The sequence below is a fragment of the Bradyrhizobium sp. WSM3983 genome (genome assembly GCF_000473045.1).
Taxonomy (GTDB): Bacteria; Pseudomonadota; Alphaproteobacteria; order Rhizobiales; family Xanthobacteraceae; genus Bradyrhizobium.
In genome coordinates this window covers 15,882-36,789 of record NZ_AXAY01000032.1, presented here as the reverse complement: position 1 = coordinate 36,789, position 20,908 = coordinate 15,882, and the positions used below count along the sequence as shown (strand labels likewise).

The window sequence follows — 20,908 nt, the reverse complement described above, 5'->3', positions numbered from 1 at the left end:
ACTTGGATCAATGGAGCGACCAGGCGCCGAAAGTACGATCCCGCATCACCTTCGCCCCAGGGGATCGGGAGAGACATATGGCTAAGGACACCAAACCCGCGCAGAAGCGCATCGACCAGTTCTTTTCTGGTCCCGGAGCGCGAGCAGACGACTGGCGTGATCTGGTCGAGGCCGCAAAGGTATGGGCCCGCGGCGGCGATCGCGCGGACTATGACGCGGCGCTGGCCAGCCTATCGGTGACGGAAGAATTCCACGGCTATCCCGGTCTGCAATTGATGGCGGCCCTGCGCGAAGCATCATCGGCCGGCGATGCGGCTGCGTCGCGATCGCTTGCGACCCGGATCACCCAGGCTCTGGCAACGCGATCGTTCCGCCAGCATGCCGGCGACTGGAGTGCGAAGGACGATGGCAATGGCGATACGCCCGAGCTGGTGTCGCCCACCTTCGGTGGACATACGGCACGCCGGCCCTATTTCGAGACTCTGATTGTCACCGGCGTGTCATCCAGCCAATGGCCGGCGCTCGCGGCAGAATGGCGCAAGCTGCGCCGCCCGGAAGATGGCTTCATCTATGAACCCGTCATCGTCGGCAGTCTCGAGGACGCTTTCTGCGCGACCATGCTCAATCCCAACCTTGGGGCGGTGGTCGTCAACGAGGGTTTTGGCCTGCGTTCCCGGCACAATGCGCCGATACTGCGCTCCATCACGGCCTCCGCCGGCCTCAACGACGAATCCGATGCTTCCGCATTGCGGCTTGCTCAGATCATCAAGCGGGTTCGTCCCGAGCTCGACCTCTACATGATCTCGAACCGTGATGTCGAAGAGCTCGCCGGCAATCCCGAGGCCAATGTCGTCCGTCGCATCTTCTATTCCGTGGAAGAGGTGCTGGAGCTGCATTTGTCGATCCTCGAAGGCATTCAGGATCGTTACGACACGCCGTTCTTCGACAATCTCAAGAAATACGCGCAGCGTCCGATCGGGACGTTCCACGCGCTACCGATCGCCCGCGGCAAATCCATCTTCAAATCCGACTGGATCCGCGACATGGGCGAATTCTACGGCCCGAACCTGTTCCTGGCCGAGAGCAGCGCCACCACAGGCGGCCTCGACAGCATGCTGGAGCCGACCGGCAACATCAAGAAGGCGCAGGAGAAGGCGGCGAGGGCGCTCGGCGCTGACCGCGTCTTCTTCGTCACCAATGGCACCTCGACCTCGAACAAGATGGCAGTGCAGGCGCTGCTTGCGCCGGGTGACATCGCGATCGTCGATCGCAACTGCCACAAGTCGCATCACTATGGAATGGTCCTGGCTGGTGCGCAGCCGCTCTATGTCGAAGCCTTCCCGATGACGGAATATTCGATGTACGGCGCGGTACCGCTGAAGACGATCAAGCAGGCGCTGTTGAGTGCCAAGGCCGACGGCCGGCTCGACCGCGTCAAACTGCTCGACCTCACCAACTGCACTTTCGACGGTCACATCTACAACACCCGCCGGGTGATGGAGGAATGCCTCGCCATCAAGCCGGACCTGATCTTCCTGTGGGACGAGGCCTGGTTCGGCTTCGCGCGCTTCTCGCCGTTCCTGCGCCGCCGTACTGGACTGGGCGCCGCCAATGAGATCGAGGCGTGGATGCATGATCCGAAGTCGGTCACGGCCTATGAAAAGCAGCACGCCGAACTTGGCAAGAACCCGACGGACGAGATGCTGCTCAAGACCAGGCTCATTCCCGATCCGCGGCAGATCCGACTGCGCGTCTACCAGACCAACTCGACCCATAAGTCGATGTCGGCGATCCGGCAGGGCTCCATGCTCTCGGTCAAGGACGTCGAATTCCACACGGTCGAGCAGCAGTTCAAGGAGGCCGTGTTCACCCACGCCTCCACCAGCCCGAACCAGCAGCTCATCGCCAGCCTCGATATCTCACGGCGGCAGATGGAGCTGGAGGGCTATGGTCTCGTCGCCAATGCAATCGAGATCGCGTTCGCGATCCGCCAGGCGGTCAACAACAATCCGCTGCTCTCAAAATACTTCCATATCCTCGGCGCCGACGCCATGGTGCCGGCGCAGTACCGTCAGAGCGGCTTCACCGACTATCTCGCGGCCGGCGTGAACTGGGCCAATACGCTCAAGAGCCTGGACGACGACGAGTTCTGTCTCGACCCAACCCGCATGACCCTGGTGTGCGGCACGGCTGGCTTTGACGGCACACAGTTCAAGGGCATTTTGGCCAACGAGTACAACATCCAGGTCAACAAGACCTCGCGCAATTCGGTCCTGGTCCAGTCCAACATCAACAACACCCGCAGCGACGTCGCGCACCTCATCCGCGTCCTCGCCGAGATCGCGGGCGAGGTCGACCGCGGGCTCGCCCAAGGCGGCGCCAATGCGCGCCTGACCTTCGAGGCGCGGGTCAAGAGCCTGATGAAGGACGTGCCTGATCTTCCGAACTTCTCGCATTTCCACCCGAGCTTCCGTGGCGATGCCGGCACCAAGACCAACGAAGGCGACATCCGCACCGGCTTCTATGCCGCTTATGACGTCGCGGGCTGCGAGCACCTCCGCCTCAACGATCCCGAGATCGACCGGCGGCTGAAGGCCGGTCCCGAGCTCGTCTCCGCCAATTTCGTGATCCCGTATCCGCCGGGCTTCCCGATCATGGTGCCGGGCCAGGTCATCACCCAGGAAACCATCGACTTCATGCGCAAGCTCGATGTGAAGGAGATCCATGGTTACGACGCCAAGGAAGGGCTGAAGCTCGTGCGCACGGAGGCCCTGGCGAAGCTCGGCCGGCCGAAGCCCGGCGCGCAACCCAAGCTCAAGGCCGCGTCATAAGGGGGACATAATATGCAGGGGTTTTTCACGTTCTTGCAGCAGAATCCATTTCTGCTGCTGTTCTTTGTTGTCGGGCTCGCCGTCTGGATCGGGCGGGCCAGCATCAAGGGCTATGGCCTCGGCATGGTCGCCGGTGCCATCGTGGTTGGCGCGGGCCTGTCGGTCTGGGCCTCCACCTACGGCGTGAAGCTCGAGTTGAACGCTTTCGCCAAGAGCCTGTTCTATTATCTCTTCATGTACGGCGTCGGTTTGCGCGTTGGCCCGTCCTTCATCAACAGCCTGAAGGGCGACGGTCTCAAATTCTGCGTCCTGGCAGTGGTGTCGAGCGTGCTTGGCCTGGCGCTTGTCGTCATCTGCGCAAGACTTTTCTCACTGCCGCCCGGCGCCGCTGGCGGCATGCTCGCGGGCTCGCAGACCATGTCGGCCGCGATCGGCTCTGCTGAGCAGGCGGTCACATCCGGCGTCGTGAAGCTGCCCGACGGCATGAAGCCCGAGGATGCTTCGGGCATGATCGCGCTGTCCTACGGCATTACCTACATCTGGGGTACCGTCGGCATCATCCTGATCTGCAAGTACCTGCCGCGCTGGTGGGGTGTCGACGCCAAGGCGGCGGCGAAGCGGTATGAGCAGGAGTTCGGAGTCAAGGATCTCGAAGGCGGCGGCCTCACGGGCTATCGCCAGTTCGGTCTGCGCGCCTACCGGCTCGAGAATACCGCTCAGAACGGCAAGAGCATCGAAGGCTTCCGCAAGGAGAATCCCGAATATCGCATCGTCAACGTCTTGCGCGGCGGTGAGACGCTTGGGGCCGATCCTGATCTCGTGCTCCAGAAAGGCGACGTCGTCGCACTCGGCGGCTCGACCGAGAATCTCACCGACAAGATGGGTTTGATTGGTCCCGAGGTTGCCGACGCCAAGGCGCTCGGCGTTCCCTTGGATCAGGCCGAGATTCTCGTCACCAACAAGGAGATGGTCGGGCGGACCTTTGAATCGTTCCGGGAGCAGGCGATTGCCGGCCAGCTGCAGATCGGCAAGGTCGAGCGTGGCGGCGTTCAGATTCCAGCCGGTCTCAAGACCGAGTTGCAGCGGATGGACATCATCACGGTCGTCGGCTTGAAGTCTGCCGTCAACGAGCTCGGCGAGATGTGGGGCCGCATTGCGCGCACCAACACCTCGACCGACTTGCTGACACTAGCCGCGGGCATGATCCTCGGCTTCCTGATTGGCATGATCGAATTCCCGGCTTTCGGCGCCAAGATCGGCCTCGGCAATGCCGGCGGCCTGCTGCTGTCCGGCGTGATTGTGTCCTCGGCGGTGTCGCGGCTGCGGTTCTTCGGCAACACGCCAAACGCGGCGCGCAACGTGCTGGAGGATCTCGGCCTCGTCGTCTTCGTCGCCATCGTCGGCGTCAACGCCGGTGCCGGATTGCTCTCGCAGCTCACGGGTGCCATTGCCTTGAAGATCTTCATCGCCGGCTTCATCGCCTGCACAATCCCGCCGTTCATCGTCTGGGCGATCGGGTTTCATGTCTTCAAGATCAATCCGGCCGTGCTGATGGGCGGGGTCGCCGGGGCGCGGTCGCATTCCGGTCCGTGCCGTGAGGCCGCGGTCGAAATCCAGAGCTCCGTGCCCTGGATCGGATTCCCGGTCGGCTACGCCGTATCAGGCATCCTTCTCACCATCTTCGGCTACTTCGCGATGATCCTAGCGCAATAGGTCGACGTCAAACTCAAGGGGAAACGGTCATGAGAAGATTTGCCAAGTACGTCGCTCTCGCTGCCACTCTCGCGGTGGCGGCCGGCTTCAGCACGCCCTCGCGTGCCGACACCGGCCAAGTGGCCGTCGTCTTCACCAAAGGCGGCTTCATCGTCGGTGTCGGCGGCGGGGAGGGCGTACTGCTCTACCGGGGCCACAAATATCCCTTCACCGTCTCCGGGATGAGCGTCGGCTTCACGATCGGCGCCTCGACCACCAAGCTGGTCGGCCGCGCGCTCAATCTGAAGGGTCCGCAGTCCATTGAAGGCTCCTACGCAGCCGGTGGAGCGGGTGGTGCGGTTGCCGCTGGCGCCGGCGCCGTGCAATTGCAGAACGGCAATGGCGTGATCCTTCAGCTCAGTGGGCCGAAGGTCGGCGCGGAAGTGTCGGCCGCGGTCGGTGGTGTCACGATCAAGTTGAAATAGGTCGCTAAGGCAGACCGGGCCGCGTCACCGCAGCCCGGTTCGCAGTTCAATATCGTTCCTCAACGAATTTCTGTCCGCGCAGGCTGGCCTGGTCGTTGTAGCGTCCCTTGTGGGACCGCGGCGGAAGCTTGACCTTCTCGCGCTTGATCTTCTTGTAGGGGATCGTTTGCAGGATGTGCGAGATGACGTTGAGCCGGGCGCGCCGCTTGTCGTCGGAGCGGATCAGTCGCCACGGTGCATGGTTGGTGTCGGTGGCTTGGAACATCATATCGCGCGCGCGGGAGTAATCGTACCACCGCCCGAACGACTGGGTGTCCATCGGGCTCAGCTTCCATTGCCGCAACGGATCCTCGATTCGCGCCTTGAAGCGGAGTTCCTGCTCGTCCATCCCGACCTCGAGCCACAGCTTGATCAAGATGATGCCGGCGTCCACGGCGAATTTCTCGACCAGCGGACATAATTCCAGGAAGCGCTTGTGCTCGGCCGGCGAGCAGAAGCCCATGACATATTCGACGCCGGCGCGGTTGTACCAGCTGCGGTCGAAGATCACGATTTCGCCGCCGGCCGGGAATTGCTCGATATAGCGCTGCAGGAAGAGCTGGGATTTTTGCCGGTCGGAGGGCGCAGGCAGGGCGCAGACACGGAATACGCGCGGGCTGACTTTTTCCGTCAACGCCTTGATGGTCCCGCCCTTGCCGGCGGCGTCGCGTCCCTCGAAGATGATGATCACCTTCAATTTCTGGTCCCTGACCCATTCCTGGAGGTGACAGAGCTCGACCTGGAGCTTTTCGAGCTCCTTCTCGTAGGCCTTGCGCTTCATTTTCTCCGCAGGCTCGTCCCTGGCCATGCCTGTCCTTTCGCTGTTGCGCTCGTCAATGATCTCGAGATTCATCGTCGTCCCATGAAATGGTCACGCCGATATCGCCGGGCATGCCGCCCGGGAAATCGATGATCTGGTAGGCGATGCGATAGCCGCGCGGCTTCAGATAGTCGGTCCAGAGTTGGAAGATCTCCTTGGGGATTCCGGTCAGCGTATTCTCCCAGCCCTTTTCCATCTGGTTGATGGCGCGTCCCTTGTCGGTGCAGAGCGAATTGGGAAAGCGATAAACGAGCACCTCGGTCAGGCCGCTTCGCACGGCGCGCTGGATGATCGTGGCGGCGAGCTTGATCTTCTCTTCCTCGCTCTTGCCGGAGGGCTTGCTCAGGCGCTCGATCAGCCCGCGTTTCTCGGCCTCGGCGGCTGCGGCGAGCCGGACATATTCCTCGGCCTTCTCCGCCTCCTTGAGAGCGGCCTCTTTGCGGATCTGGGTGGCGTTGGGAATGAGATCGTCGAGGCCGGGCATGGCTGCGGCTCCCTTTGATTGTGCAATCATCATTGACGAAACGCTATGTCCGGCAGGGCGCTTTCCCTTGATTCAGATCAAGCAAACGGGGAGACTGCTTGAACACAGTGCCGCTCGAGCACGTTTGGCGGGGAGAGTCATTTGAACGATCAACTACATCCGATGGCGCCGCACCATCTGCCGTTCTACCTCGCGCCGGGGAGCGGGACTGACGTCCTGATGGTGGTGATGGGCATCTTCTTGATTGGAACAGTGCTCTGGGTGGGAACGCTATACTGGCGCCTGCACAGCCTGCCGGAGCGGATGGCGCACAAATCGCAGAAGCTGCAATTCGAATTTGTCGCGGTGCTCGGCCTGATCTCGCTGTTCACGCACATGCACGTTTTCTGGGTAGCGGGCCTGCTGCTCGCGCTAATCGATATCCCCGATTTCGGTACGCCGCTCCGCAGCATTGCCGATTCCGTGGAGAAGATCGCCGACGCAACGCCGGCGGAGGTGAGCGAGGCCGGGCAACCCGGCCCGGCGGCGCCACAACAAACCGGTCCAGCCAAGGAAAGGGAGCACAGTCATGTTTGAGCTCATGTTTTGCTCCCTGCTGACGATTGTGCCGGATTATCTCTATCGCCGCTATGCCCAGGGAAAGCGGTTCGGCAAGGAGATCACGTTCTTTTCGGTCTGGTACGAGCTGCGATGGGGCATCACGGGCTGCCTGATGCTCACGATTTCTCTGATCACCATGATCTTCTACTTTCATCCCACCGCAGAGTCGGCGGCGCTTTATTTCCGCACCGTACCGATCCTGCCTGAAGGCTCGGGACGCGTCGAGGAGGTCAAGGTCGGCTTCAGCGAGCAGGTGAAGCAGGGCGACGTGCTTTTTACACTGGACAGTTCCAAGCAGCAGGCCGCGCTCGAAACCGCCAAACGCAAGATTGCCGAGATTGATGCAGCGCTGGTGGCGGCGAAATCCGACGTGGTCAAGGCCGAAGCGCAGACCCAGGAAGCCAAGGCCAACCACCAGCAGGCCAAGGATGAACTTGACACAAAGTCCGAGCTGCAACGTCGCAATCCCGGCATCGTTGCGCAACGCGACATCGACAAGCTCCAGGTACTGGTCGATCAACGCCAGGCCGGCATCGACGCGGCTACTGCAGCGGGTCAGTCGGCGGCCCTGCAGGTCTCGACGCTTCTACCGGCGCAGAAGGCCAGCGCTGAAGCTGCCCTCGCGCAAGCCCAGGTTGATCTCGACAAGACCATCATTCGCGCCGGCGTCGATGGGCGCGTCGAGCAATTCGTGCTTCGCAGGGGAGACCTTGTCGCCCAAATCATGCGGCCGGCCGGCGTTCTGATCCCGGAGGGAGCCGGCAGGAAGAGTTTGCAGGCCGGTTTTGGCCAGATCGAGTCGAACGTGATCAAGGAAGGGATGGTGGCGGAAGCGAGCTGCATTTCCAAACCCTGGGTGATCATCCCGATGGTGGTCACGTCGGTTCAGGATTACATCGCCGCCGGACAGATCGCAGGGGGACAGCAACTGGTCGAAGCGCAGAATGCCGTGAGACCGGGCACGATTCTCGCGTTTCTTGAGCCGCTCTACAAGGGTGGGCTCGAAGGCGTTACGCCTGGCAGCAGCTGCATCGTCAACGCCTATACCAGCAATCACGAGGAGATCTCTGCCGCGGACACCTCGACCAGCCGGGCGATTGCGCTGCACGTCGTGGACGGCGTCGGCCTTGTGCACGCATTGCTGCTGCGTATCCAGGCCTTGCTGCTGCCGATCAAGACGCTCGTGCTGAGCGGTCACTGAGGAAGGGATGATGGCGATGGGTCGCCTGCCGAAACCGACCGCGTTCGCATTGTCGAGCGGCTTTTTTCTCGCATCGGTCGGCTGCGCGGCTGCGCTTGACCTCAACGGTGCATGGGTCACCGATGCCGACAATTGCCCAAAGGTGTTCGAACGCAAGGGCAGCCGGATCGCCTTCACCGACATGTCGGACGTCTTTGGCGGTGGTTTCATCGTCGACGGCGACCAGATCATCGGCAAGTTCGCGCGCTGTCGGATCAAGGGCCGGAAAGATAGCGGGCCGAACGTCAACCTGATTGCCGCCTGCGCGACCGACATGATGCTCTCCAACGTCCAGTTCAGCCTAAAGGAGCTGGATGCCAACAGCCTCATCCGCCTGTTCCCGGGAATGGAGGACATGGAGATCCGCTATCACCGCTGCCCGGCGACATAGCGGCAGGTCTAGGGGCTGTCTGCGCATTGCAATTTCCGCTAGAATGTCCGGAAAGCGGCCGTCGGAAGCCGCGGGACTGGAGCATGAGCGGGCGCATGTCGACTGACTCGGTCAGGTCGTGGCCGGCCGCGGCCGCGCTGTTGTGTCTTGGCCTGTTCGTCGCGGTGTGCATGTCGCCCGGACGGGCCAATGCCGTTGAACGGCAGTTGGGCGGTGAGCTCAAGCGTGTCCTGATCCTGCATTCTTTCGGCCGCGAGTTTCGTCCGTGGAGCGAGTATACTCGCAGCATCAAGGCCGAGCTCGAGCGGCAGTCGCCATGGCCACTCGACGTCCAGGAGCACGCGCTGCTCACGGCGCGCTTCAACAGTCCGGGCCCGGAGGCGCCCTTCGTTGACTACCTCGCCTCGCTGTATCAGGGCGCATTCCCCGATATCGTGCTGAGCATCGGTGCGCCCGCCGCGCGATTCGTGCAGAGATACCGCAGCAAACTCTTCCCGGACGCGCCGATGGTGCTGACCGTGGTCGAGCAACGGCTCATCAACCGCTCCGATCTCACCGACAACGACGTGGTCGTGTCGGTCCGCAATGACTTCGTGGCCGCGTTTCGCAACATTCTTCACGTTCTGCCGAAGACCAAAACGGTCGCTGTCGTCGTCGGGGCATCGCCGCTCGAGACGTTCTGGATGGATGAGGTGAAGCGGGAGCTGAAACCGTTGGAGGGTCGGCTCGACTTCATCTGGTATTCGGATCTGTCGTTCGAGGAGATCCTGAAGCGCGCAGCGGTGCTACCCCCGCACACGGCACTGTTTTGGGGTCTGATGTCAGTCGATGCCGCGGGAATCGTCCACGAGGGCGATATCGCGCTGCGCCGCCTGCATGCGGTCGCGAACGCACCGATCTTTTCCTACCAGGAGCCCTTTTTCGGCGGCAGCACCGTCGGCGGTCCGATGCATTCGATCAATGAAACGAGCGAAAAGACCGTGAATGCAGCCATTCGTGTTCTTGGCGGGGAGAAGCCGTCCAACATCAAATACGAGCCGATCGAGTTCGCTGCGCCAAGATACGACTGGCGCGAATTGCAGCGCTGGAGCATCAGCGAGAGCGATCTGCCGCCGGGCAGCGAAATCATGTTCCGCGAGCCGACCCTCTGGCAGAGCTATCGCTGGCAGGTGCTGTTGATCGCCGCCATCATCCTGGTGCAGGCCGGCCTGATCAGTGGATTGCTGCATGAGCGTCAACGTCGCCAGGTCGCCGAGGTCGAATCACGGCAGCGCTTTGCCGAGCTCGCGCACGCCAATCGCTATTCGGCCGTCGGAGAACTGACGACGTCGATTGCCCACGAACTGAACCAGCCGCTTGGCTCGATCCTGACCAACACCGAGACCGCGGAGCTCATGCTCAAGGCTGCCTCGCCCGATCTCGACGAAGTTAGGCAAATTCTCGCCGACATCAGACGCGACGACCAGCGTGCGAGCGAGGTGATCCGCCGCTTGCGCAGCGTTCTGAAGAAGACACCGTTCGAGATCAGGAACCTAGAGCTCAACGACACGGTGCGCGAGGCGATCGGGCTGGCGGCGGCCGTTGCTGATGGACGCCGCATTGCACTGAGCTATGTGCCTGCCGTCACCGAACTGCCGATCAAGGGCGATCCCGTCCAGGTCCAGCAGGTCATTCTCAATCTCATCATCAACGCGATGGACGCGATCTCCGATGCTGACATGAAGAAGCGAGAGGTGAGCGTGGCGACGCTCCGCGCCGGCAATCAGGCAGAGATCAGGATCGCCGATACCGGCCCTGGCATCGCGGCCGACGATCTCGCAAACGTCTTCAATCCCTTCTTTACGACCAAGCCGGAGGGCATGGGGATTGGGCTCGCGATCGCCAAAACCATCGTCGAGGCCCATTATGGCACGATGGCTGCCGAGAACCTGCCAGCGGGCGGGGCGCTGTTCACGGTCAGGCTGCCGATCGTCCGACAACGAACGGGTTCTTGATCTCGATCACAGCTCGGAAGTCTGCTGGTCGGTGTCCTGACCGGCAACGTGCCTGGGATCCCGGCGCACAGATGCGCGTCGATGCCTTTCAGCAGGGGCTCGCCGATCTCGGTTGGATCGCCAAACAAAGCTACCGTCTTGAGGTGCGCTGACCCGGCCCCAATCCGGCACGTCAGCAAATAGAAGCGCGCGAGCTCATGGCCACCAGGCCGGACGTACTGTTTGCGACGAGCACGGGGACGATCCGGGCGCTGCGCGACGCGACGCCGAGTGCCGGGCCGGCTTCTGATGGAGGCCGAGCTGATCGAGTGAGCTCTTGCGGTGCAGCGGCGCGGCCGGCGCGGTTTCGTTGATCTCGATCAACAAGCGCCCGTGCCCCGGTCTGATGGTCGCGGACGGTAAGCTTTGTGGAGGTTGCGATGTTTCGCTGCGGCAGGATCCTGATGGCGCTTGCGCTGGTGGTGGCGGTCCCCGCCGCTGCAATGGCTCAGGCCACCACGCCGGCCGCTCCGAGCCCGCAGCCGCAGCCCGCAGCGCCACCGGCGCCGACCGCCGAGCTCTTGAAGCCGGAGCAGCTCGAGGCCCTGGTCGCGCCGATAGCGCTCTATCCCGACGAACTCCTTGCCAATGTGCTGGCCGCCTCGACCTATCCGCTTGAGGTGGTGCAGGCCGACCGCTGGCTGAAAGAGCGCAAGACCTTGAAGGGCGACGCGCTGAAGACCGAGGTCGACAAGCAGGCCTGGGACGACAGCATCAAGGCGCTCGCCAGCACGGCCGATGTTCTGACCATGATGAGCGACAAGCTCGAATGGACCCAGAAGCTCGGTGATGCCTTTCTCGCCCAACAGCCTGATGTGATGGATGCGATCCAGCGCCTGCGCAGCAAGGCCTATGACAACAAGAAGCTCGTCACGACCAAGCAGCAGAAGGTCAGCGTCCAGACTCAGGAAGGCAAGCAGGCGATCGTGATCCAGCAGGCCGATCCTTCGACGATGTACGTTCCCTATTACGATCCGGCCACCGTCTACGGCACCTGGCCCTATGCGGATTATCCGCCGTATTATTGGGGCTATCCATCCTATATCGGCGCGGGTGTGGTCGCGGCCGGCCTCGCCTTCGGCACTGCCTGGGCGATCGGACGCTGGGGCAATTACTGGGGCGGCGGCTGCAACTGGGGCAACCGCAACGTCTACGTCAACCACCGCACCACCAACATCAACACCGGCTGGCAGCACAATCCGGCGCATCGCGGCGGTGTGCGCTACAACAACGCCAACGTCCAGCAGCGCTTCGGCAACAACAATATCAAGGCGGGCGCGTCGGATCGGATGGACTTCCGCGGCCGTGACGGCAACCAGGTGCTGCGTCCGAGCCAAGGTGGCGCGGGAGACCGTGCCGGCGATCGTGCCGGCGAACGTGCTGGTGATCGTGGCGGTCCGGGCGACCGAGCCGGAGATCGGGCAGGTGACCGCGCGGGCAACCGTGGCGATCGACCCGGCGGTGGCGACCGCGCGGCTGCTGCTGATCGTGCCAAAGGCGGCGGTGACCGCGCCAAGGCCGGCAACAAAGGCGGCGGCGATCGCGCGAAGGCTGCGAACCGCGCCGCCGGCAATGCAGGCAACCGTGGCGGTGGCGGCAATCGCGGCGGCGCAATGAACGTCTCGTCCGGCAGGTCGGCGGCTGCGGCATCTGCGCGCGGACGGTCGAGCATGGCGAGCATGCCGCGCGGCGGCGGCGGTGGCCCGAGCATGGCTGGCCGCGGCGGTGGCGGCGGAATGGCGGCGCGTCGAGGTGGAGGTGGCGGTGGCTTCGGAGGCGGCGGCGGTCGTGGAGGTGGCGGCGGTGGCCGGCGCTCCGATATCGCGCTGAAGCACGACATCGTCCTGCTCGGCCATCTCAGTAACGGCCTTGGCTATTACCGCTTCAGCTACAACGGCAGCGACAAGCCCTATGTCGGCGTGATGGCGCAGGAGGTCGAGCAGGTGATGCCTGACGCGGTGACCCGCGGCAGCGACGGATATCTGCGTGTCTATTACGAGAGGCTCGGGCTGACATTCCGCACCTACTGCGACTGGGTCGCCGGCGGCGCGAAGATCCCGGCGGAGGTGATGCCATGATCGGCCTGCAATTGCTTCGACGCGCGGCCCTGCTCAGCCTGGTGACGCTGGCGCTACCAAATGCGTCACTTGCGCAGGAATCCTACAAGTCGCCGGAGGACGCAGCCGCTGCGCTCGCCGCGGCAGTCAAGAGTGGCCCGAAAGACATCCTGAAAGTACTCGGCAGGGCCGCCGAGGACATCGTTTCGTCCGGGGACGAGGTCGCTGACAACGACATCCGCGCACGCTTCACGTCGATGTACGACGCCAAGCACGGCATCAAGGCAGAGGGCAACAAGACCGCGACCCTGATGCTGGGACCGGATGATTTCCCGTTCCCGATTCCGCTGCTCAACACCAAGACGGGATGGGCGTTCGACACCGACGAGGGACGGATCGAGGTGCTTCGCCGCCGCATCGGCCGCAACGAGCTCGACGCGATCCAGACCGCGCTCGCCTATGTCGACGCCCAGAACGAATATGCCGACAAGGACCGCGGCGAGGGCGCCGGTGTCTATGCCCAGCGCATCGTCTCGTCGCCGGGCAAGAAGGACGGCCTGTTCTGGCGCGACGACAGCGATCCGAGCCCGCTCGGCGCGCTGGCGGCGGAAGCGTCGAAGGAGGGCTACAGCGCCGGCGATGTCGGGCCCGCGCCCTATCACGGCTACTACTTCCACATCCTCAAAGGACAGGGCCGCGATGCGCCGGGCGGCGCGCTCAACTATGTCGTCAAGGGCAAGATGATCGGCGGCTTTGGCCTGATCGCCTGGCCTGCCGAATATGGCAATTCCGGCGTCATGACCTTCCTCGTCAATCATGCCGGCACCGTCTACCAGAAGGACCTCGGCAAGCGCACGGAGTTCATCGCTGGGCGCACGACGCTGTTCGATCCTGATGAGACCTGGAAGAAGGTCGATGCCGCAAAACCCTGAACGGCGCGTGCGCGTGTTCCGTCTGATTGCAATGCTCGTGCTGGCACTCGGGCTCGCCGCGCCGGCGACCCCATCTTTCGCACAGGCGGGCGGCCAGGTCCGGGTCAAGATCGTCAAGGCCGGCCTGCTGGTCGGCGGCGGTGTCGGCAGCGGAACGCTGGTCTATCGCGGCAAGACCTATCCGTTCAAAGTCAGCGGCCTGAGCTTTGGCATCACCGCCGGTGCCACGGTCGGCCGTCTCGACGGCTGGGCCTCGGATATTCGCGAGGTGGGTGAGTTCGCTGGTACCTACAGCTCCGTTGGCGGCAGCTTCGCGCTGGTCGGCGGCGTCAGCGGCGTCCACCTCCGCAACGAGAAGGGCGTCACGATCGTGCTCCAGGGCCCGAAGGCGGGGCTGGAGCTGGCGGCCAATCTCAGCGCGATTGTGATCTCGCTGAAGTGACATGCGGAGTTTTGATGCACCATCTCTGCTATTCGCACCGCCAATTCCATCGCATAGCCCCGTAATCGGCCGGGGTGGCTGGACAGGCCTGGCGGCCACGTCGCTAACGTGGAATTAATCCGAAAAGCCCACAATTCTAGGCAGTTGTAAGTGGGTGCTGCGTAAGGGAGGCGTCGCGAGGACGTTCCGGCGACGGCCTCCTTTTGCTCGCTCAAGAGGTCAATGCGCATGACCACGACATCCGAAACGCAGGGCTTTGCCGAACACCTCGACGCCGCAGCACTTGCAGCCGCAGCATTCGAACCCCAACCCGAACCTGAAGCTGCCAAAACGCCGGTACCGGGCAAGCGGTCCAGCCGGAAATCGGTCCTGGCACTGTCGGTATGTGCCTTGGCGATCAATGGCGCGGCGGCGATCTACACATTGCCGTTTGATCTTCCGTCGCCGAATATCAGCAGCTTGGCCGCACTGCTTCCGAGCCGGGAAGCCGCCGCGCCGGAACCGGATCCGATTGTCGCGGCTTTGAAGGACATCCAGTCAGCCCAGCAGCAGCAGGCCGCCGCGCTGCAGGAGATCAATTCCTCGTTGCAGCAGAACGTGGCTCTGCGGCAGCAGGATTCAACGACCCTCCTGTCGCTCCGACAGAGCATCACGGACGAACGGGGCGACGTGAAGAAGATATCGCCGCAGCTTTCAACGCTGATCGCGAAGATCGATGCGTTGCAAAGTACCATGACGTCGGACATAACCTCGTCCATCCCAAGAGGGCGCGCGCGTGATCGGCTGATGATGCGCAAGCGGATGGTTCGGCAGTCGAAATCTATCGGGCCTGTCTCGGTGGGGGGCGCTCCGCTGAGCGTGCCGGCGACGGTTGCAGCCCCGGAGAGCTGAAGGCACGGCAGGCAAAGTGCTTTGGACGAGCAAGGATGGTACCACGTTACTCGCTGCGATTGGCGAAGTAAGCCGCACCACTTCATCGAAGTACATTTGTCCATGTGAATAAAGTCGGGAAAATCAGGCAATATTCGGCGTGTTGCTACCCGGAAAAACATCGCCGAATGTGCTGAAACGAACAGAGCAGCGCTTCGATCCAGGTGTAAGCTTCCATTTGCTTGGGCCTTCCCCAAAAGACCTAGCATCTGCAGTGGCCCCGGCCCTACACCCCAAAAAAGCCCCCACGGCCGGGGCCGTCTTGCGGCTCTGTCGAGAGGCGATAGCGGTGCGAGCCTTCCCGGGTTGACTCTGCAGTTTCCCTGTCAAATTTTTCGGGAAAGAGCGGCAATTGGCGGGCGACGAGCCATGAAAGACTGCCAGGCTCAGCTAGAGAAGTTGCGCACAGACGCAGCCGAGTGCGCACTGATCCGCGATCTTGCGACCGACAAAGCCAAGCGCGAACTGTTTGATCGGCTGGCCAATCATCTGACCGTGCTCGCGGAACACGTCGAACTGGCGCTGCTGGAGCGGCACAAGAGCGCTGGACCGTAAGGCTCCGTCGATGGTGACCTCTGTGTGGGCAAGATGCTCTGCACGGATCCCCGCTCCATCGGATAAGCGGCAAGTGCTGCCGGCTTACAACCACGTCTACGAGGACGGCGGTTGCCGGGTGCCGGCGAGGGCCACGGTTACCGGGTCGGAGGCGCCTTCCATCCATAGGACTGACGCGCGATTTGGCCGGTGACGTCGAGGTCCTTCTCATCAGTGAGGCGCCAGGCCGCCACTCCGAAGCAGACGGTCAGAAAGACGGCAGTAACTAGCAGCAGCATCGATAGAAACTGGCTCACGCCTACACCCCCGAATGCGACGCACCAGTGGAGCGACCACAGAACCTCGATTCGAAAAATGCAGACGCGCTGACCCATCTCCAATTGTCCCCATCAAGTCACGTCGGGCCAAAAGCGCTCACGATTCCAATCGTAATCGGGACCAGCGCCACGAGGGTCCAAAGGGCGGGCGAGCTAGAGGAGAGGCCAACGACGAGTATCCAGGCACCGAAGCCCACAAGGAGCGCTGAGATGGCATAGGCAACGGCTTTTTCCATCGTTCGATCCACGAGCAACATAGGATCGATTGCGACTGTAAGAGTCCCCGCGCATGGAAACGTTCCTGTGCCTGCGGCGAGCGCGATGCAATTGCCGTGACGGTCCAGCACTCAATTGATGCTGTCCGCCAAGCGTGGACCGAAGCTCCGAAGCCAGCAGGCGGCGAACAAGGCTTAATCGGGTCGTGGCTGGTTTCGGAGTTAAGTGTACCCTCAACGAGGATTGACGACCTGGGTTATCTCGAAAAGGAGATGGTCGACGGTCTGGTCCGCGATCGTCTCAGGATTTGGCACCGGTCCCGCCTGTCGCACTGGATACCGCATGAAGTGGGTCCGGTGGAGCTCATTCAGAAAACCGACGTTCTCGGCAATGGTCGCGTCGTATTCCAGCCCGAATCTGACGGCGGCTTCATGCCAGCCGACGAGATCATGCTGTCTTGGCTCGTTCGCGATCGTCCTGCTCCTGGCCGAATGAAACACGAAGCCCTTTAGCGCCAACTCAATGGCGTGCGTGATCAGCGCATATTTCGGCCAGTTTTGGTCGCCGTTTCGCGAGTCGGGCAAGCGCACTGCTGCTTCGCGGAACTGCCGCGCGCGATGAAGGTATTGCTGCGAATCCGTGCCGCCTGAGTGTGGAGGAAAAATCGGCGGTCTCATGTGTGCCATCGCAATCGATTTGTAGATGCGGTGCAGACGTGCTGTTTTTTGGCGTCGGCGGAAGATCGATCTAAGTCATTGATTTATTTTGGTGAGCGCGCTGGGGCTCGAACCCAGGACCCCGTGATTAAAAGTCACGTGCTCTACCGGCTGAGCTACGCGCTCCCATGGCCGCTGATGGCTTTGAAATCGATCGCCATCGTCTCGGTCATCTGGAAAAGCATGTCTTGCCGCTACGCTCAACTTGCGTCACGGGGAAAACCGGATGTTTCCGGATCATGCTTTCGGCCCGCGCTGTGTAGGGGGATGGGGCGCGGAGGTCAATAGCGCGAATGGCTGCCGAAGATCGCGGCAGGACCGGCGATTCGTCCGAAGTTTCCACCGCTTAACCGGGGATTTTCACCTCGATTGGTGGCCCGTCGTCCACGTCGAGCTCAGTTCGCCTCCCGCCGCACCTCGCTCGGCACCGGCTGCGCGTTGCCGGGCGCCGGCAGGGCGACGGGGCGCAGCCCGATCAGCTCGGCGGTGCGGATCGCGCTGTCGCGCCAGAACTGGAACGAATTGATGCGGCTGAGCTCGAGGATCGCAATCGCAACCGCGGCCAGGAACGGCAGGCTTTGCAGCACCAGGACGCCGGCGAAGATGTAGATCTCGGTGATCTGCCTGAAACTGTTGGAGGCGATCAGCACGCCAGAGCCGATCAGGAGCAGGGCGCCGATCACGGCCTCCCAGAACGCCTGGAACTCGATCGACATCCTGGACAGGCCGCCCTTGGAGGTGCGCGCGAACGCGATGTGCTCGGTGATCAGTCCCTGCGCGACCGCGCGCGACACCGTCCATTGCACGCTCATCGCGGCGATCATGGCGCCCAGCATCTGGCCGGGTTTGATCGCGACGCGCGCGCGGTACATCGACAGGAAGTGCACGAGCGAGACGACGAAGGCGCCGACGATCGGCAGCGTCAAAATCTTGTCGGGGATGGCGATGTCGGCGAAGGCGACGATCGGCACCCAGACGAGGTTGAGCAGTGCCACGACCACGCCGAGGCTTTCGGCCCCGAGCCAGTTCAGCCAGCCGAGACCGTATTCGCGCTTCTGGTCGGGCGTCAGCCGGCTCTTGCCGGGCAGGAAGTAGCGCCAGTGCTTCTTCACGATCTGGAGGCCGCCATAGGCCCAGCGGTGACGCTGCTTCTTGAAGGCCTCGTAGGTGTCGGGGAGCAGCCCCTTGCCGTAGCGGTGGTTGGTGTAGTGGGTGGTCCAGCCGAGCTCCTGGATCGCAAGTCCGAGGTCCGAGTCCTCGCAGATCGTGTCGCTGGACCAGCCGCCGGCCATGTCCATCGCAGCGCGGCGGATCAGGCACATCGTGCCGTGCACGATGACGGCGTTGAGCTCGTTGCGCTGGACCATGCCGATGTCGAAGAAACCGGCATATTCGCCGTTCATGATGTAGTGCATGATCGACAGATCGCCGTCACGATGCTCCTGCGGCGCCTGCACCAGGCCGACGCGCGGGTCGGCGAAGGCCGGCACGAGATCCTTCAGCCAGTCGGGCTCGACCACATAGTCGGCATCGAGGATACCGATGATCTCGGCATCGACGGCGGTGCGGTCCATGGCGATGCGCAGCGCGCCGGCCTTGAAACCCTGCACCTTCTCGGCGTTGATGAACTTGAAGCGTTCACCGAGCGTGCGGCAATGGTCCTGGATCGGCTGCCAGAATGCGGGATCCGGCGTGTTGTTGATGATGACGACGCATTCGTAGTTGGGATAGTCGAGCCGCGACAGCGCATCGAGCGTCTGCTTCAGCATCTCGACCGGCTCGAAATACGCCGGAATGTGGATCGAGACCTTCGGATAGTAATTCTCCGGCACGTTCTCGACGGGCTTGCTCTTGGCGAGCAGCCGCTGCGGCGGCCGGCCGAACGCGACGGCCGCGATCTCGTCGATGCGCGCCATCGCGATCAGGACAAGAGGAACTAGGAGGATCATGCCGAGCGTCAGCGCGAAGGCCGAGCCGAAGATGAAATAGTGCCCGTTCCAGAATGCAAACACGGTCGCGGCCCAGGCGCCGACGCCGTTGGCGGTGGCCGACAACAGGAACGCCTGCCATGCGGTCGGCTGCTCCAGCCGCAGGATCGGCAGCGACAGCAGGATGCCGGCCAGGAGCGCGATCCCCATCAGCTTCCAATAGTCGGGGTTTTCGACCGGGCCGGTCCAGGCGAATTTCGGCTCGCGGCTGGCATTGAGGATGCCCCAGTACGGACCGACGCCGCCCTCAAAATACTTCCAGGGCTGATCGATGGCCTCGACGATGTTGTATTCCATGCCGAGAGCTTCGGCGCGGCTGACGAAGTTTCGCAAGGTCAGCGCCTGCTGGAACGGACCCGGGTCGGCGTTGCGCAAATTGTAGCCCGCGCTCGGCCAGCCGAACTCGGCGATCACGATGCGCTTGCCCGGGAACTGGTTGCGTAACAAATTGTAGCGGTCGACGGCCTGGTCGACCGCCTGGTCCGAGCGGAAGTTTTCCCAATAGGGCAGGACGTGAGCGGCGATGAAATCGACGTTGGAGCCGAGGTCGGGATTATCCCGCCAGATGTTCCAGATCTCGCCGGTGGTGACGGGAACGCGGACCGCGCTTTTCACCCGCTTGATCATCTCGATGAGGTCTTCGACCTTCTGCTCGCCGCGATAGATCACCTCGTTGCCGACGACCACGCCGTTCACATTGCTGTTCTTGCGGGCGAGCTCGATCGCGGCCTTGGTCTCGCGCTCGTTGCGGTCCGGATCCTTGTCGATCCAGGCGCCGACTGTGACCTTGAGGCCGAACTCGGCGGCGATCGGCGGCACCAACTCGTTGCCTTCCGTCGCGGAGTAAGATCGGATGGCGCGCGTGAGGGTCGAGAGCTTTTTCATATCGGCGCGAATCTTGTCGGGGTCGACGTTGTTGTCGACGACATGCCCCGGTTCGAACGGCGTATAAGAGAGGCTCGGCAATAGGCCCTTGAAGTCCGGCGCGGGCTCCTTGTCGCGCAGGACTCCCCAGAGGCCGGCGTGGAGCATGGACACGAGCAACAGAACGGCGGCGACAACGCGCATCGCGGCTAAACCAAAAGGGGCTGAGGGGGCAGGGAAGCGGATCCGACCCCGAGATCCGACCAAGTCCGCGGCAAATGGAGCATACCTCTGCCGCGCGGTTTCACAACTGTCATGGCCTCATGTCCGTATGAGGGCATGGTCTTTCGGAAGCGCGGCAGTGCCAACCGCAGATATCGCCGATCGTTCCTGAACGAAGGCTGAAACGATCGCGGTTATTTCTGGGGGGCCGGCGTCGGGCTTGCCGCAGGCGCGGGGCTCGCGGCCGGCTGGGGTGGCTGCGAATTGCCTGCCGTCGGTGCTGCAGGCTGGGACGCCGCGGCCGCCGCCTGCTGCGGTTGGGAGGCCGGATTGATCCAGCAGGCGTGCACGCGGCTGTCCAGGGTCTCGGCGACCTTGGGATCGATCTGGGCGCCGAAGCGGGTCAGGCAGCGGAACGCGGCCTGGATGTGGCCGCCCGGGCAGCCGAAGCGGTCATAGAGGTCGAGATGGCGGAACGCGGTATCGAGGTCATCCCGCCACATCAGCCGCACCACGCGCCGGCCGAGCCAGACGCATTCCGGATTGCCGGCCGGGCCGTTGATAGCCTGGGCGGCCTCGGCGAATTCATCGGTGCGGCGCTGGTTCTGGGCGGTGGCGTCCTTGGCGGCGTCGGCGGGCTGGGCGGCGGCTTTGCCCTGATCGGGGGCGGGCGAGCCGCTCTGGGCGGAGGCGCCACCTAGGCTGGCCAGGAGGACAAGGGAGGAGACGGCCAAAGTGGCGGCGAACTGCCGCAGGACCGCATTTCGTAACTCGAACACCCGTCGCCGCATGAATTCCCCAATATCTCAACCGTCCGCCCGCATGGCGGGACCTCGCGGGCGCCGACGTGATGGCGTCCAAATGGGTCTCCAATGCGGCGGAAAAGTCCCGCAAAATCCCATGACCTGAATTTGGATTTTTGTCCAGCAAAGTCACGATCCTAGGGCCCGGTCGAACGGCCGCAGCCCAATTCGCCGGGGAGAGCGAGCGCCTCGCCCGTGTCCCCCCTTGGCAGATGGCGTGCGAGCAGGTAATCGACGGGCCCTTCGCGGAG

18 protein-coding genes and 1 tRNA gene are annotated in these 20,908 nt (G+C 62.9%); 13 read left to right on the top strand and 6 right to left on the bottom strand.

Annotated features, from left to right (window positions below; translation table 11 throughout):
- Positions 1 to 77 precede the first annotated feature (77 nt).
- Genes YUA_RS0133395 through YUA_RS0133385 form a run of 3 tightly spaced genes read left to right on the top strand, consistent with a single transcriptional unit; the run spans position 78 to position 5,008 of the window.
- Positions 78 to 2,831 (top strand): decarboxylase, encoded by a 2,754-nt coding sequence (locus tag YUA_RS0133395; RefSeq protein WP_027534579.1) that lies wholly within the window; start codon positions 78 to 80, stop codon positions 2,829 to 2,831.
- A gap of 12 nt (positions 2,832 to 2,843) precedes the next feature.
- On the top strand, positions 2,844 to 4,544 hold the full coding sequence (locus tag YUA_RS0133390) for an aspartate:alanine exchanger family transporter (protein WP_027534578.1): 1,701 nt from the start codon (positions 2,844 to 2,846) through the stop codon (positions 4,542 to 4,544).
- A 29-nt stretch (positions 4,545 to 4,573) separates the two neighbouring features.
- Positions 4,574 to 5,008, top strand: coding sequence for a hypothetical protein (locus tag YUA_RS0133385; protein ID WP_027534577.1), 435 nt, complete (start codon positions 4,574 to 4,576; stop codon positions 5,006 to 5,008).
- 46 nt (positions 5,009 to 5,054) lie between these two features.
- On the opposite strand, the gene ppk2 is transcribed toward YUA_RS0133385, so the two are convergent.
- Entirely contained in the window at positions 5,055 to 5,855 is an 801-nt protein-coding gene (gene ppk2 / locus YUA_RS0133380; protein ID WP_027534576.1) for a polyphosphate kinase 2, read from the bottom strand.
- Positions 5,856 to 5,880: 25 nt separating this feature from the next.
- Positions 5,881 to 6,351: a hypothetical protein gene (locus tag YUA_RS0133375; RefSeq protein WP_027534575.1), complete on the bottom strand. Its 471-nt coding sequence runs from the start codon at positions 6,349 to 6,351 to the stop codon at positions 5,881 to 5,883.
- A gap of 162 nt (positions 6,352 to 6,513) precedes the next feature.
- On the opposite strand from YUA_RS0133375, the gene YUA_RS0133370 reads away from it, so the two are divergent.
- The 9 genes from YUA_RS0133370 (at position 6,514) to YUA_RS0133325 (ending at position 15,531) form a co-directional block, all read left to right on the top strand.
- Positions 6,514 to 6,927, top strand: coding sequence for a hypothetical protein (locus YUA_RS0133370; RefSeq protein ID WP_035972433.1), 414 nt, complete (start codon positions 6,514 to 6,516; stop codon positions 6,925 to 6,927).
- Entirely contained in the window at positions 6,920 to 8,152 is a 1,233-nt protein-coding gene (locus tag YUA_RS0133365; protein WP_027534573.1) for an HlyD family secretion protein, read from the top strand. Before YUA_RS0133370 ends, YUA_RS0133365 begins: the two co-directional genes overlap by 8 nt.
- A gap of 10 nt (positions 8,153 to 8,162) precedes the next feature.
- Positions 8,163 to 8,582 (top strand): hypothetical protein, encoded by a 420-nt coding sequence (locus YUA_RS0133360; protein WP_027534572.1) that lies wholly within the window; start codon positions 8,163 to 8,165, stop codon positions 8,580 to 8,582.
- Between the two features lie 95 nt (positions 8,583 to 8,677).
- Positions 8,678 to 10,576, top strand: coding sequence for a HAMP domain-containing sensor histidine kinase (locus tag YUA_RS0133355; protein ID WP_245285321.1), 1,899 nt, complete (start codon positions 8,678 to 8,680; stop codon positions 10,574 to 10,576).
- A 419-nt stretch (positions 10,577 to 10,995) separates the two neighbouring features.
- Positions 10,996 to 12,693 (top strand): DUF3300 domain-containing protein, encoded by a 1,698-nt coding sequence (locus YUA_RS0133345; RefSeq protein WP_027534570.1) that lies wholly within the window; start codon positions 10,996 to 10,998, stop codon positions 12,691 to 12,693.
- Entirely contained in the window at positions 12,690 to 13,604 is a 915-nt protein-coding gene (locus tag YUA_RS0133340) for a DUF2950 domain-containing protein (protein ID WP_027534569.1), read from the top strand. The genes YUA_RS0133345 and YUA_RS0133340 overlap by 4 nt, the downstream gene beginning before the upstream one ends.
- Positions 13,588 to 14,046, top strand: a complete 459-nt coding sequence (locus YUA_RS0133335) for a hypothetical protein (RefSeq protein WP_027534568.1) — start codon at positions 13,588 to 13,590, stop codon at positions 14,044 to 14,046. The genes YUA_RS0133340 and YUA_RS0133335 overlap by 17 nt, the downstream gene beginning before the upstream one ends.
- 222 nt (positions 14,047 to 14,268) lie before the next feature.
- Positions 14,269 to 14,937 carry a hypothetical protein gene (locus YUA_RS0133330; protein WP_027534567.1) on the top strand — a complete coding sequence of 223 codons (669 nt, stop codon included), beginning with the start codon at positions 14,269 to 14,271 and terminating at the stop codon, positions 14,935 to 14,937.
- Between the two features lie 408 nt (positions 14,938 to 15,345).
- The gene (locus YUA_RS0133325; RefSeq protein ID WP_027534566.1) at positions 15,346 to 15,531 is read left to right on the top strand and encodes a hypothetical protein; all 186 of its coding nucleotides are present in this window, start codon (positions 15,346 to 15,348) and stop codon (positions 15,529 to 15,531) included.
- A 137-nt stretch (positions 15,532 to 15,668) separates the two neighbouring features.
- Here YUA_RS0133325 and YUA_RS0133320 read toward each other — a convergent pair whose 3' ends face one another.
- Positions 15,669 to 15,827 (bottom strand): hypothetical protein, encoded by a 159-nt coding sequence (locus tag YUA_RS0133320; protein ID WP_156947428.1) that lies wholly within the window; start codon positions 15,825 to 15,827, stop codon positions 15,669 to 15,671.
- Between the two features lie 353 nt (positions 15,828 to 16,180).
- On the opposite strand from YUA_RS0133320, the gene YUA_RS51490 reads away from it, so the two are divergent.
- Positions 16,181 to 16,576: a hypothetical protein gene (locus tag YUA_RS51490; protein ID WP_210164571.1), complete on the top strand. Its 396-nt coding sequence runs from the start codon at positions 16,181 to 16,183 to the stop codon at positions 16,574 to 16,576.
- Positions 16,577 to 16,830: 254 nt separating this feature from the next.
- On the opposite strand, the gene YUA_RS0133305 is transcribed toward YUA_RS51490, so the two are convergent.
- The 3 genes from YUA_RS0133305 to YUA_RS0133295 form a co-directional block, all read right to left on the bottom strand.
- Positions 16,831 to 16,906, bottom strand: a tRNA-Lys gene (locus YUA_RS0133305).
- Between the two features lie 269 nt (positions 16,907 to 17,175).
- A complete protein-coding gene (locus YUA_RS0133300) occupies positions 17,176 to 19,836 on the bottom strand; it encodes a glycosyltransferase (protein ID WP_027534563.1) in 2,661 nt (886 codons plus the stop codon).
- 212 nt (positions 19,837 to 20,048) lie between these two features.
- Positions 20,049 to 20,645: a hypothetical protein gene (locus tag YUA_RS0133295; RefSeq protein WP_027534562.1), complete on the bottom strand. Its 597-nt coding sequence runs from the start codon at positions 20,643 to 20,645 to the stop codon at positions 20,049 to 20,051.
- Positions 20,646 to 20,908: the final 263 nt, after the last annotated feature.

Bases quoted from the DNA above. Each gene is read 5' to 3' on its own strand.
- YUA_RS0133395 (WP_027534579.1), top strand. From the start codon at position 78: ATGGCTAAGGACACCAAACCCGCGCAGAAGCGCATCGACCAGTTCTTT.
- YUA_RS0133390 (WP_027534578.1), top strand. From the start codon at position 2,844: ATGCAGGGGTTTTTCACGTTCTTGCAGCAGAATCCATTTCTGCTGCTG.
- YUA_RS0133385 (WP_027534577.1), top strand. From the start codon at position 4,574: ATGAGAAGATTTGCCAAGTACGTCGCTCTCGCTGCCACTCTCGCGGTG.
- ppk2 (WP_027534576.1), bottom strand. From the start codon at position 5,855: ATGGCCAGGGACGAGCCTGCGGAGAAAATGAAGCGCAAGGCCTACGAG.
- YUA_RS0133375 (WP_027534575.1), bottom strand. From the start codon at position 6,351: ATGCCCGGCCTCGACGATCTCATTCCCAACGCCACCCAGATCCGCAAA.
- YUA_RS0133370 (WP_035972433.1), top strand. From the start codon at position 6,514: ATGGCGCCGCACCATCTGCCGTTCTACCTCGCGCCGGGGAGCGGGACT.
- YUA_RS0133365 (WP_027534573.1), top strand. From the start codon at position 6,920: ATGTTTGAGCTCATGTTTTGCTCCCTGCTGACGATTGTGCCGGATTAT.
- YUA_RS0133360 (WP_027534572.1), top strand. From the start codon at position 8,163: ATGGCGATGGGTCGCCTGCCGAAACCGACCGCGTTCGCATTGTCGAGC.
- YUA_RS0133355 (WP_245285321.1), top strand. From the start codon at position 8,678: ATGTCGACTGACTCGGTCAGGTCGTGGCCGGCCGCGGCCGCGCTGTTG.
- YUA_RS0133345 (WP_027534570.1), top strand. From the start codon at position 10,996: ATGTTTCGCTGCGGCAGGATCCTGATGGCGCTTGCGCTGGTGGTGGCG.
- YUA_RS0133340 (WP_027534569.1), top strand. From the start codon at position 12,690: ATGATCGGCCTGCAATTGCTTCGACGCGCGGCCCTGCTCAGCCTGGTG.
- YUA_RS0133335 (WP_027534568.1), top strand. From the start codon at position 13,588: ATGCCGCAAAACCCTGAACGGCGCGTGCGCGTGTTCCGTCTGATTGCA.
- YUA_RS0133330 (WP_027534567.1), top strand. From the start codon at position 14,269: ATGCGCATGACCACGACATCCGAAACGCAGGGCTTTGCCGAACACCTC.
- YUA_RS0133325 (WP_027534566.1), top strand. From the start codon at position 15,346: ATGAAAGACTGCCAGGCTCAGCTAGAGAAGTTGCGCACAGACGCAGCC.
- YUA_RS0133300 (WP_027534563.1), bottom strand. From the start codon at position 19,836: ATGCGCGTTGTCGCCGCCGTTCTGTTGCTCGTGTCCATGCTCCACGCC.
- YUA_RS0133295 (WP_027534562.1), bottom strand. From the start codon at position 20,645: ATGCGGCGACGGGTGTTCGAGTTACGAAATGCGGTCCTGCGGCAGTTC.